12 protein-coding genes are annotated in these 12,493 nt (G+C 45.1%); 10 read left to right on the forward strand and 2 right to left on the reverse strand.

The features are described 5' to 3' along the window. Positions 1-898, reverse strand: an 898-nt coding sequence (locus tag AC1DWN_RS17375; RefSeq protein ID WP_477560163.1) for an aconitase family protein, incomplete at its 3' end; no start/stop codon positions are given. A 166-nt stretch (positions 899-1,064) separates the two neighbouring features. Between AC1DWN_RS17375 and AC1DWN_RS17380 the strand changes: the two genes are divergently transcribed. After that, complete coding sequence (locus AC1DWN_RS17380) at positions 1,065-1,958, forward strand: LysR family transcriptional regulator (protein ID WP_477560164.1); 894 nt, start codon at positions 1,065-1,067, stop codon at positions 1,956-1,958. Here the strand turns inward: AC1DWN_RS17380 and AC1DWN_RS17385 are convergent, their stop codons facing one another. Next, entirely contained in the window at positions 1,959-2,759 is an 801-nt protein-coding gene (locus AC1DWN_RS17385; RefSeq protein ID WP_477560165.1) for a carbon-nitrogen family hydrolase, read from the reverse strand. It abuts the gene before it with no gap. A 123-nt stretch (positions 2,760-2,882) separates the two neighbouring features. On the opposite strand from AC1DWN_RS17385, the gene AC1DWN_RS17390 reads away from it, so the two are divergent. From AC1DWN_RS17390 to AC1DWN_RS17430, 9 genes are all read left to right on the forward strand, one after another. Then, the gene (locus tag AC1DWN_RS17390; protein WP_477560166.1) at positions 2,883-3,353 is read left to right on the forward strand and encodes a hypothetical protein; all 471 of its coding nucleotides are present in this window, start codon (positions 2,883-2,885) and stop codon (positions 3,351-3,353) included. A 99-nt stretch (positions 3,354-3,452) separates the two neighbouring features. Beyond that, positions 3,453-4,649, forward strand: coding sequence for an aminotransferase class I/II-fold pyridoxal phosphate-dependent enzyme (locus tag AC1DWN_RS17395; protein ID WP_477560167.1), 1,197 nt, complete (start codon positions 3,453-3,455; stop codon positions 4,647-4,649). Positions 4,650-5,001: 352 nt separating this feature from the next. Next, positions 5,002-6,108 (forward strand): glutamate 5-kinase, encoded by a 1,107-nt coding sequence (gene proB, locus AC1DWN_RS17400; RefSeq protein WP_477560172.1) that lies wholly within the window; start codon positions 5,002-5,004, stop codon positions 6,106-6,108. A 37-nt stretch (positions 6,109-6,145) separates the two neighbouring features. Next, a complete protein-coding gene (locus AC1DWN_RS17405) occupies positions 6,146-7,396 on the forward strand; it encodes a glutamate-5-semialdehyde dehydrogenase (RefSeq protein ID WP_477560173.1) in 1,251 nt (416 codons plus the stop codon). Between the two features lie 44 nt (positions 7,397-7,440). Continuing rightward, positions 7,441-8,310, forward strand: coding sequence for a pyrroline-5-carboxylate reductase (proC, locus tag AC1DWN_RS17410; RefSeq protein WP_477560168.1), 870 nt, complete (start codon positions 7,441-7,443; stop codon positions 8,308-8,310). After that, positions 8,307-9,545 carry a 2,3-diketo-5-methylthiopentyl-1-phosphate enolase gene (locus AC1DWN_RS17415; RefSeq protein WP_477560169.1) on the forward strand — a complete coding sequence of 413 codons (1,239 nt, stop codon included), beginning with the start codon at positions 8,307-8,309 and terminating at the stop codon, positions 9,543-9,545. Before proC ends, AC1DWN_RS17415 begins: the two co-directional genes overlap by 4 nt. After that, positions 9,545-10,228, forward strand: coding sequence for a 2-hydroxy-3-keto-5-methylthiopentenyl-1-phosphate phosphatase (locus AC1DWN_RS17420; protein WP_477560170.1), 684 nt, complete (start codon positions 9,545-9,547; stop codon positions 10,226-10,228). The genes AC1DWN_RS17415 and AC1DWN_RS17420 overlap by 1 nt, the downstream gene beginning before the upstream one ends. Further along, the gene (mtnB, locus tag AC1DWN_RS17425) at positions 10,225-10,878 is read left to right on the forward strand and encodes a methylthioribulose 1-phosphate dehydratase (RefSeq protein ID WP_477560171.1); all 654 of its coding nucleotides are present in this window, start codon (positions 10,225-10,227) and stop codon (positions 10,876-10,878) included. The genes AC1DWN_RS17420 and mtnB overlap by 4 nt, the downstream gene beginning before the upstream one ends. 200 nt (positions 10,879-11,078) lie before the next feature. Then, positions 11,079-12,203: an NAD(P)/FAD-dependent oxidoreductase gene (locus tag AC1DWN_RS17430; RefSeq protein WP_477560174.1), complete on the forward strand. Its 1,125-nt coding sequence runs from the start codon at positions 11,079-11,081 to the stop codon at positions 12,201-12,203. The last annotated feature ends 290 nt before the right edge of the window (positions 12,204-12,493 follow it).

The following is a 12,493-nucleotide window of genomic DNA, read 5'->3' on the forward strand; positions in this document are numbered from 1 at the left end:
CTGTAATGTTAGTCCCCATACCCGGGCTAGTTCCCCAAGTTACTTGTGGGATCAAAGCATCTACGTCGAAAGGAAGAACTTTATCAAATTCTGCACCTTCATCAGTAGTAAGCAATTTCCATGCTTCAATCGCTTCTTCGAAGTTTGCCGGTGAATATTGGCGGCCGCGAAGGTAGTTGAATGTTGTTTCGTCCGGAGCGATCATGCCTGCACGGGCACCTGCTTCGATTGACATATTACAAACCGTCATACGCTCTTCCATAGTGAGGCTAGTAATCGCTTCACCTGTGAATTCGATAACATAGCCGGTTGCAAAGTCTGTACCATATTGCGCGATAACGCCAAGAATTAAATCCTTTGCTGTTACGCCAGGTTTGCGTTTGCCGTCAAAACGAATTTCTAATGTTTTTGCTTTGGATTGCTGCAAGCATTGTGTCGCCATTACATGTTCAACTTCACTTGTACCGATACCGAATGCAAGAGCGCCAAATGCGCCATGCGTTGAAGTATGGCTATCGCCGCAAACGATCGTTTTACCAGGATGCGTAAGGCCAAGCTCAGGTCCCATTACGTGTACAACGCCTTGATCAACACTATCAAGATCGAATAGAGTTACGCCAAAATCTTTACAGTTTTGCGTAAGTGTGTCGATTTGCTGCTTCGAAATTGGATCTGTAATGTTAAAACGGTCCTTCGTTGGTACGTTGTGATCCATTGTTGCGAACGTCAAGTCCGGACGACGCACTTTGCGGCCCGAAAGGCGTAAGCCTTCAAATGCTTGCGGTGATGTCACTTCATGAACAAGCTGCAAGTCGATATAAATAACACTCGGCTTTCCTTCTTCTTGATGAATGACGTGATTTTCCCAGATCTTCTCAAACATAGTCTTTTTCGTCATTATATTCACCCCATCGTTTCATTAAATCTTTCTGCTCTTCTTAACTGAATCTATCATAGCATTTCTTTCTTCATTGATCCAAGATATAATATCTATAACGTTTATAGGTAATAGCTATAATTAATAATTTCAATCTTATTCTTAAGTAGGAATGGAGAATAAACTTATGGAACTGCGTCAACTCAATTATGTGATACAAATAGCCTCAGAGAAAAACTTTTCCCGAGCTGCAGAGAAACTCCACATCGCCCAACCTTCCCTTAGCCAGCAATTGTCTAAACTTGAGCAGGAGCTCGGCGTGCTTCTTTTTAGGCGCACAACCAACTCGGTTGAATTAACGCAATCTGGACAAGTATTTGTTGACAAGGCACAAACCATTTTAGATGCAGTTGAGCAGCTCAAGCAGGAGATGGATGATATGGCGCAAATGCGTCGCGGCCGATTAGTCGTCGGGACACTGCCAATTACCGGATCGCACATATTACCCATAGTCCTGCCTGTATTTGGTGCTCAATATCCGCAAATCGAAGTGGTGCTCGTTGAAGATACAACAGCAAAGCTGGAGCAATTAACAGCCAGCGGCGGAACCGATTTGAGCTTGCTTTCTTTGCCTCTTATCGATAATTCACTCTCCTGGGAACCATTTATGGAAGAGGAGATTTGCTTAGCTGTCTCACCACAGCACCCACTTGCTCAACGTGAAGACTCCATTGCCATACATGAGCTGCAAGATGAACCCTTCATTGGCCTAAAACGCGGGCAAGGATTTCGTCAAATTACAGTTGATTTATGCGAGCAAGCAGGCTTTACTCCGCGTATCGTGTTCGAGAGCAGTAATATGGAGACGATTCAATCGCTCGTTGCTGGCGGTATGGGAATCGCCTTCGTCCCTAAAATGCTTACTCGAGTCAAAAACGCGGATTTTGCACCTACTTATTTGACACTGAGTCCGAAACCAACTAGAACATTAGTCATTGCAAGTCGAAAAGGCAGATACTTGTCCAAAGCTGCAGATGCCTTTATTCGAACACTTAACAAAACGTTTAGTCCCTATCATTAACTAAGCTTCATAAATTGTGGGTCTGCGATCCTCAAATACGGGTATTTTCGATCGAACAGCATCTACAAGGGATAGGTCAATATCAGCATAGAGAATCGTCTCTTCTTCCCCCGCTTCGGCAATTGTCTCCCCCCATGGATCTAGAATGATGGAATGACCGAAGAAATGTGAGTTGCCGCTAATTCCCATCCGATTGCAGGCGATGACAAACATCTGATTTTCAATAGCTCTCGCCGTTAATAACGTTTTCCAATGATGCAAGCGAGGATGCGGCCATTCAGCCGGTACAAATAGCAGCTTAGCACCCTCAAGTGCAAGCTTCCTCGCAAGCTCTGGGAATCGAATATCGTAGCAAATCATCATGCCCGCCTGTGTTCCTTCTATTTCAAGCTTGCCAAGCTTATCCCCTGCGGTTAAATACTTCTCTTCCTCCATTAATCGGAACAAATGAATTTTGGAATAATCAGCAATGACCTTACCCTCTCTATCAAAAGCATAAATAGTATTTAAAACCTGCTCAGACCTCCGCTCCGCTATGGACCCTCCGATTATATTTACGCAATGCTTTTTGCTGAAATCAGATAAGAACGTCTTTGTCCTTTCTCCTTCTTGATCAGCGATAGATTGAATTTCCGTTAAGGCATAGCCCGTATTCCACATTTCAGGGAACATAATTAGATCAGGTTTTTGTTCATGTGATACTGCTTCCTCCAGCATAGCAGCTAGATTAGCAAAGTTTGCTTCTGGATTCCCTGCTTCTATATCCATTTGCAGCAGCGCAATCCGCAATTTATTATTCATCTGCCATTCCTCCCGATATTGCTTTTTTTCCCTAATGATAACCTCTCATGGAACGGTGTCAAGATGGGAACCGTAACAACGAAGCCTTTACCATTTTGAGTGTAGAAAAGGAGAATGTCCAATATGCTGCCAAAAAGATACCTCGCAACACTTATCATGTGCTGCTCACTTTTTCTGTTTGCACATGCAGTCCATGCTAATCCTGCGGACAGTAATGCTAATAACCCCGTCCCTGAAACAGGGCTTAAGCCTGTGCAGGTGTTTGACGTCTCTGTCGGTAAAATTGTAAAAACCATACCGAATGATAAGCAGTTTCAATCTATGGCTGCAACATGGATCGGCTCAATTAAAGGTCTAGCCCCACAGCTTACGAATGACGAAAGCTGCAGCTACGTGTACAGAGTGCCTCTTATGAAAACAGTTACGATAAAAAGCAAAGATATTTCCGTTACTTCTGATGATTTATTTTTGTTTTATTGCAAAGATAAGCCACCGCTTTTACTCGTATTTGATGCCAAGAGAAGACCGTATTTATTTTTATTCAAAGCCGATATTAATCCTTTCATCAAAAAGGTTGGTCTCCCGGCTTCCTAGAAATTCGCTTCTCATATCCACTCATTCATGCTAAATTAAAGCTATTGTCCAAAGGTTTATAAAAAAAAATAGCGATTTTGTCATGTGGAGTGTGAAACATTGGAAACAAAAATCGGTCAACACCCTATTCAACCTGCGGATCGGATGAACGGACTTCCGACGCAGTTTTTTGCCAAGCTGGTTGCGAAAGCTAATGCGCAAACGGCCAAAGGACGTGACGTTATCAATTTGGGCCAAGGCAATCCGGATCAGCCGACCCCTCCCCATATTGTTGCAAAGCTAAAGGAAGCAGCAGATAATCCTTTGTACCACAAGTACCCACCTTTTAGCGGCTATTCTTTTCTAAAGGAAGCTGTCGCTCAAAGGTACAAAGAGGATTACGACGTAGATATTGATCCGTCAACGGAAGTAGCTATTTTATTTGGAGGAAAAACAGGCCTTGTTGAGATTAGCCAGTGCTTGCTCAATCCTGGTGACGTTTGCCTCGTTCCCGATCCAGGATATCCAGACTATTGGTCTGGTGTAGCCCTTGCCGGTGCAGAAATGTCCTTCATGCCGCTTACCGAGCAAAACAGCTATTTGCCTGACTACAGTGCAATTAGTCCCGAAATTGCAAAGCGTGCTAAGCTCATGTTCATGAATTATCCGAACAACCCTACCGGTGCTGTAGCTAATTCTGCATTTTACGAGCAAACGGTGGCATTTGCGAGGGAGCATGGCATTGTGATCTCCAGCGACTTTGCTTACGGTGCAATTGGATTCGACGGCAATCAACCGATTAGCTTCTTGCAGACACCAGGCGCCAAGGAAGTCGGCATCGAGTTCTATACATTGTCCAAGACATACAATATGGCTGGATGGCGTGTTGGCTTTGCGATCGGCAACGCACAAATTATAAAGCTGATTAACCTGATTCAAGATCATTACTACTGCAGCTTGTTTGGCGGTATTCAAGAAGCTGCAGCACTGGCTTTAACTGGTCCGCAGGATTGTGTTACTGATCTTCGTATGATGTATGAAAGCAGACGTGAAGCTTTGTTCTCCGCACTAGATCGGATCGGCTGGAAAGCGGCTCGACCAGGTGGATCTTTCTTCTGCTGGCTTCCTGTTCCTGCAGGATATACGTCGGAATCATTCGCTGATTTGCTTCTGCAAGAAGCAGACGTTGTTGTAGCACCAGGTGTTGGCTTCGGTACCCACGGGGAAGGCTTTGTTCGTCTCGGGTTACTAACAAATGAAGCGCGTTTAGAAGAGGCTGTAGAGCGGATTGGCAGACTTGGTTTGTTTGAAGTTTAGTCGTAATATACTTCTCATTATCCAGCGCCTGTCTTGCTTTACAGCGGCATTGGATCATGATATGATTGTAAGAATTGAACATGAAACGTGATGACGGGACTAGTAAGCTTGAAGGGTCGCGCTCAGAGAGTAAATTCCATCGGCTGAAAGAATTTACCCCGACCGCTTGCCGAACCTACCTCCGAACGGCCGGCTTTGAACCGGACAGCGCCTTCTGTTATTAGGCTTAAGCTGGATGCCCTCTTTGCTGAGGACATCAACAAAGGTGGTACCGCGGAAGCTAAGACTTTCGTCCTTTATTGGACGAAAGTCTTTTTTGTTGTCATGAAACGAGCATAGGATGGGATTAATGATGTCGGAACGTATTGTCGTGAAAATTGGTAGCAGCTCGCTAACATCAGAAGAAGGCGGCTTAAATCGCGAACGAATTCAATATTTTGCTGAGGAATTAGCTTCTCTTCATAAGAATGGCGACGGCGTAATACTTGTAACCTCTGGCGCTGTTGCTGCAGGTTTTCGTCAAATTGGCTATCCTTCTAAGCCGAAGCTCGTTCATGAGAAGCAAGCTGCCGCAGCGGTAGGTCAAGCGCTCCTCATGCAGGCTTACCAAGATGCATTTAGCCGATTTGGTATCGTAGCTGCACAAATACTGCTAACTAGAGCTGACTTCTCCAATCAACGTCGCATTCGAAATGCGCTTATGACGATTGAAGAACTGCTTAAACAAGGAATTATTCCTATTATTAATGAAAATGATTCAGTCGCAACTGATGAGCTTGTACCCATGTTCGGTGATAATGACAACTTGTCTGCACTGGTTGCGGTAATGACCAAGGCGGCAAAGCTTGTTATCATTACAGATATGGATGGTTTATATACGGAAGATCCGCGTAAAAACCCACAAGCTGTCAAAATTGAACGTGTTGAGCAAATTTCCGAGGATATTTTGAAGCTTGCCGGAGGTGCCGGCTCTTCTGTAGGAACTGGCGGTATGCGCTCAAAAATTGAAGCGGCTCGCATAGCAATGCGAAGCGGTGTTCACGCATTTATTGGGAAAGTGCAGCAAGGCGGTGATCTATCGCTAGCTGTACAGGGCATAGGTCGAGGCACTTATTTTGATACAAAGCTGCATAGCTTGTCGATGAAAAAGCAATGGCTGGGCTTTCATTCCGTACCGCAAGGTCAAATCACAGTCGATGATGGTGCAGTAAATGCTCTGCTAGATGGCGGCAAAAGCCTCCTCCCCGCTGGGATTACTGACATTCAAGGAGACTTTCATTCAGGTGATGTCGTTGAAGTAAAAAGCTCGCTTGGCGAAACCATTGGCAGAGGTGTCGTCAATTACGATGCATGGCAAATTAAAGCCGTTGCAGGACTAACAACCGAAGAAGTGCGCCGAAGAGTAGATGTCTCTCGCATCGAATTTATTCATCGCGATGAATGGATTACATTAAAATAATAAGAATTACATAACACATTAGGAGGGGTTCTTCGTGATGATAAGTGAAGTGAGACAAAAAGCATTGCTTGCCAATAAAGCAGCAGCCGTTATGAACCGACTGACAACAGAACAAAAAAATATAGCACTTGAGCAAATGGCCGATGCGCTGCTCACAGAGACAGCTTCGATTATTGCTTCTAATGAAATTGACTTGCAACGCGGACGCGAGCAAGGCACGAGTCCTTCTCTTCTTGATCGACTAGCTTTGAACAAAGAACGTGTTGCTGCAATAGCGGAAGGACTTAGACAAATTGTATCCCTACCCGATCCGGTTGGTGAGCTGTTAGAAAAATTTGACCGTCCGAACGGACTGCTTGTTGAGAAAATAAGAGTGCCGCTTGGGGTTATCGGGATGATCTATGAGGCTCGTCCTAATGTAACTGTCGATGCAGCTGGTCTCTGTCTTAAAACAGGAAATTGCGTTGTCTTGCGCGGCGGGTCTGCCGCTATTGAATCCAATCGCAAAATCGTTGAAGTGCTGAAGAAGGCGCTTGAAGCAACTGATATGCCTTCCGAGGCTATTCAGCTCATTGAAGATTCAGATCGCGCATCAGTTAATGAGATGCTTAAATTAAACGGTTTGCTTGACGTTGTCATTCCTCGCGGCGGCGCTTCTCTTATTCGCAATGTCGTTGAAAATGCCACCGTACCCGTTATTGAAACAGGAGCAGGCATTTGCCATACTTTTGTCGACGAAAGCGCAAACTACCAAATGGCGGAAGACATTGCATTTAATGCAAAGGTACAACGTCCTTCAGTTTGCAATTCTATGGAGACGTTACTCGTACATGAAGCGTTTGCGGCGCAGCATCTTGCCAGTCTTGCAAAACGTTTTACGGAAGCAGGCGTTGAACTGCGCGGCTGCGAGCAGACACTTTCCATTATTTCGGAAGCCAATCTAGCTTCCGATGAGGATTACAGCACAGAATACAATGACTACATTATGAATATTCGGATCGTACCGGGTCTTGATGCTGCTGTTGAGCATATTAGCCGCTTTGGAACAAAGCATTCCGAATGCATAGTAACTGAAAATAAAGAAAATGCAAAACGGTTCATTCAGGAAATTGATGCGGCTGCTGTTTATCATAACGCGTCCACTCGGTTTACCGATGGTTTTGAATTCGGCTTTGGCGCCGAGATTGGTATTAGCACGCAAAAGCTTCATGCCCGTGGCCCAATGGGACTGCCCGCTCTTACTTCAACGAAATACAGGATTTATGGTACAGGTCAAATACGCGGATAAAGCGTCGGATTATAACAAATTATTATTTTGGAGGAAAACATACGATGTCCTTATTAACGCATACCGGTGTTGCCTCTCTTCAGATATGCTTTTATGGCGCAGGCTCGATGGCTGAAGCGATCGTTAGAGGCTTAATTAATGAAAAATTGCTCGAACCTAACCGTATTTCCATGCTCAATCGTCAAAATGAACAGCGGCTGACAGAGCTTCATGATCGTTACGGCATTCGGACAATCGTACAAGGCTCAAGCAATGAAGATTATTTGCGTGATGCAGATATTATCTTCTTGGCTATGAAGCCGAAGGATGCAGCAGCGGCTTTAACAGCGATAAAGCCCCTTCTATCTTCAAAGCAGCTTATTATATCCGTAATAGCTGGGTTGTCCATCTCATCAATTGAGCATTTGCTTGGTCAACCACTTTCAATCGTTAGATCAATGCCGAACACGTCCAGCACAATTGGACTTGGAGCGACAGGCATTAGCTATTCCGATGCAGTCACTTCACAGCAGCGTCAATTGACTGAAGTTATTTTCCAATCCGTTGGTATAAATGCAATTGTTGATGAATCACTTCAACAAGCGGTAACCGGTGTATCCGGAAGCGGACCTGCTTATGTGTATTACTTCATGGAAGCTATGATTAATGCTGGCGTTGAGCTTGGCTTAAGTCAAGCGGCTGCGAAGGAGCTTGTCGTTCAGACGGTTCTTGGAGCGGCTCAAATGGTTCAAACAACTGGTGAAGAGCCTGCTGACCTTCGCCGCAAAGTGACTTCTCCTAACGGAACAACACAAGCAGCGCTTGAAAAGATGGATGAACACCATTTTACCGAAGCTATAATGAAAGCAGTTTACCGCTCCGCAGAGCGTGCTGGCGAGCTTGGCGCTGACATTGAAAGGAGCATAACCGAATGAGTGGAGTATGTATTGCAACCTATAGATCACATGATGACAAAGCAGATTTTCATAAAAAAGCCCTTTCTATTGCTGTCGGTTTAACAGTTGGCAGCTGGACAGAGCTTCCTGAAGCTCAAAAGGCTAGCATGGAAAAGCATTTAGGTAAAGTTATATCCGTTCAAGTGCATGAGCCACCATCGGCTGCACCGGGTGAGCGCTACGCCGATATTCAGATCGCATATCCTGACATTAATTTCAGTCGTGATCTGCCCGCCCTGCTCGTTACCGTATTTGGCAAGCTGTCGATGGATGGTCGGATTAAGCTTATCGACCTAGATGTATCGGAAACATTTGCTTCCGCATTTCCTGGTCCTAAATTCGGTTTGAAAGGCGTACGTGATCTGCTTGGCGTTCACGACCGACCATTGCTTATGAGCATTTTCAAATCAGTTGTTGGTTATGATCTGGCGAATTTGCAGGATCAATTTTATAAGCAAGCTTTGGGTGGCGTCGATCTCATAAAGGACGATGAAATTCTTTTTGAGAATCCACTTACTCCGCTTGAGAAGCGTGTGGAAGCTTGTATGGAAGCAGCCCGGCGCGCTCAGGAGGAAACAGGTCAAAAGCTTCTATACGCTGTCAATTTGACCGGACCTACCTCTAAACTAGCAGACAACGCGCGTAAAGCAATCGCCGCTGGCGCGAACGCTCTTTTATTTAACGTATTGGCATACGGGTATGACGTTTTGCATGAATTAAGCAGCGATTCATCCATTAATGTGCCGATCGCCGCTCATCCTGCTATGGCTGGTGCTATGTATCCTTCGCCTCACTATGGCATTGGAGCATCACTATTGCTAGGCAAGTTGATGCGTCTTGCTGGCGCTGATCTTGTACTTTTCCCATCTCCTTACGGCTCAGTTGTTATGCCAAAGGAAGAAAATCTAGCGGTTAAGGATGCATTGCTTACGCCGATGCATGGTTTGAGGACAAGCTTCCCTGTTCCATCGGCAGGTATTCACCCAGGTTTGGTACCACTTATTTTGAAAGACTTCGGTACGGACGTTGTTGTGAATGCCGGCGGCGGCATTCACGGTCATCCAATGGGTACGGCTGCTGGTGGGCAAGCTTTCAGACAAGCGATTACAGCTACTATGAATGGTGTATCGCTTGTATCGCTTCGCGAAGCTGCTGATCAGCAAGGAAATGAGCCATTGCAAGCCGCAATAAATGCTTGGGGGATTAAAGAATAATGACAGAAAATCATACATCTAAGAAGCGCATCGTATTTTGTGATTTTGACGGAACGATTACGAATAATGACAATATCATCGCTATTATCAAACACTTCAACCCGGCCGGTTGGGAGAAAATAGCTGAGCAGACAATCGCTCAAGAATTAACAATTAAAGATGGAGTTGGACAATTGTTTCACCTCCTCCCTGCTTCAATGCAGCGCGAGGTTGTAGATTTCAGCATTTCCAATGCCAGGATTCGAGATGGATTTGCGGAATTTCTACAGTATTGTAAGGAGCAGCAGATCGAATTTTACGTAACGAGCGGTGGGATTAACTTTTTTATCTACCCTATTCTCGAGCCGTTCGGAATTCCTTTTGACCATATTTATTGCAACGGAAGCGATTTTAGTGGTGAAACCATTGAAATAACTTGGCCAAACCCATGTGATGAACATTGCAGCAGCGATTGCGGTATGTGTAAGACGACGATCATGCGCAACTTCCCTGCTGATGAATACGAGCGAATTATTATCGGAGATAGCGTTACTGACTTTGAAGGCGCGAAGCTAGCGGATGTTGTATTCTCCCGCTCTCACCTTACTGTAAAATGCAAGGAGTTAGGCTTGGAACATCATGAATATGAAACATTCCACGACATTATTAATTTTATGAATGCGGAAAGGACAACTACTAAATGAGCTTTCAACATATAGCAACAGAAGATAAGCAGAGGGCTTTGTCCGAGCTAAAAGAAGTTAAGGAGCTGTTCGCTTCACGCGGATGGTTCCCTGGAACGAGCGGCAATCTCTCGATACGTGTTGGCGACTATAAACAAGACGACTTTCAATTCGCTATTACAGCCAGTGGAAAAGACAAAACAATCCACACACCTGAAGACTATTTATTTGTTGATCAGGAAGGTAAGCCTTGCGAGACAACGAGATTAAAGCCGTCCGCAGAAACACTTATTCATTGTGAGATTTACAAGCTGACTGGCGCAGGTGCTATTTTCCACGTACATACAGTATTCAATAGTGTTATCTCCGAATATTTCTGGGATCGTAAATCGGTACCGGTTGACGGTGTTGAGCTCATTAAAGGCTTTAATATTTGGGAAGAAGAAGCGCATATCGATATTCCGATTGTGTCCAACTTCGCGCATATCCCATCCATCGTTCCAGAAATAACGGATCGAATCATCCCGAACATTCCCGGCATTTTGCTGCGGAAGCATGGTATTTACGCTTGGGGCGCCAATGCATTCGAAGCTAAACGCCATCTTGAGGCGTTTGAGTTTATTTTCGAGTATGTCTATCGCTGGGAAACGTTGAACCGCGGCAATCGTTAATTTCTAGTTTGGAGTTAGTCAGCGGTCCATCCGACACTCTTACTGTGCACGTACAGCCAAGATCGGATGGCATGCTCATCGTCAAGATTAGCTTGCTTCTAGGATTAAAAGAGTTGTCCCCTATATCGCCTTCTTCATAAGCGATAAGTGGGCAGCTTTTTTTTACTATTGTGCCATTTGGTACATAAAGGAGTGAAATCATCATGAAGGTAATTGTCATTGGAGCAGGAATTGCTGGAGCATCAACTGCATACCAATTGGTTAAACAGGGAGCAGAAGTCCTTATCATCGATCGGAAAGACGAAGGACAGGCTACGGATGCAGCTGCCGGCATTATATGTCCCTGGCTGTCGCAGCGGCGCAATAAGGCTTGGTATCGGCTTGCGAAGGCAGGAGCGAGTTATTACCCTGTGCTAATTGAAGAACTTGAAAGTGAAGGAGAAACCGAAACCGGTTATGCCAGGGTCGGAGCCCTCAGCATACATATGGATCCGGAGAAGATTGACAAAATCGAAGATCGAGCTTACAAGCGTAAGGAAGACGCGGCTGAAATCGGTGAGATTACCCGGCTTGATGAACTTAGGACCCGTGAGCTCTTTCCACTGCTTGCGGAAGGATATTCATCCATTCATATTAGCGGGGCTGCCCGTGTCGATGGCCGGGCGCTGCGTAATGCTTTGCTTCGATCTGCACAAAGGAACGGGGCTGAACTTATATATGGGGATGCTAAGCTAGAATTTCAAACTAACCGTGTAACTGGCGTAACGGTTGGGGAAAATCGCTACCCAGCTGACATCGTAATCGTTTGTGCAGGAGCATGGGCGCGACCGTTGCTACAACCTTTAGGTATTGACTTTAAGGTCAGCTATCAGAAAGCGCAAATCATGCACTTGCAGGTTCCAGACGCCACACAAAATACTGGTATCTGGCCAGTCGTTATACCGCCTTCCGATCAATATTTACTCGCCTTTGAACATCAGAAAATCGTGATCGGGGCGACTCATGAAAATAATGTTGAAGGTTACGATACGAGGGTTACACCCGGCGGAATACACGAAATTTTAAGCAAATGCCTTACATTCGCACCTGATCTGGCAGATACTACGTTCCAGGAAGTAAGGGTGGGCTTTCGCCCTTTCACAGCCGATTTTCTTCCGGTCATTGGCGCCATTCCAGATTGGGAAGGACTTCTTGCGGTAAACGGTCTCGGGGCCTCCGGACTAACGATGGGCCCTTATATCGGAGTCCAGTTGGCTAAATTAGCACTAGGAATGGAATTAGATATCGATCTAACCGATTATGACATTCGTAAAGCCATTAACTGACCTATTGGTTTATCATAGATAAATCTGTAAGGGAAAAAAACATACGTATGTCTCCGTTGAACTAATACAAATAAGATGGTATGGCAGTTCATTGAACTAACTTGAACTGCTGACAGGTTAGCTCGAGAAAAGCTATAAGCACTAAAATCAACCTTACAGCCCTCAAACTAACCTTTACCGGCATCCATCACAATCAAATAATCGGCATTGCGCAATGTTGACAAACGGTGAGCAATCGCAATGGTCGTTCTGCCTTTAATCAGTGATTCCAGCGCCTCTTGGATTTGCAG

Source organism: Paenibacillus sp. P4_A7, from assembly GCF_056402455.1.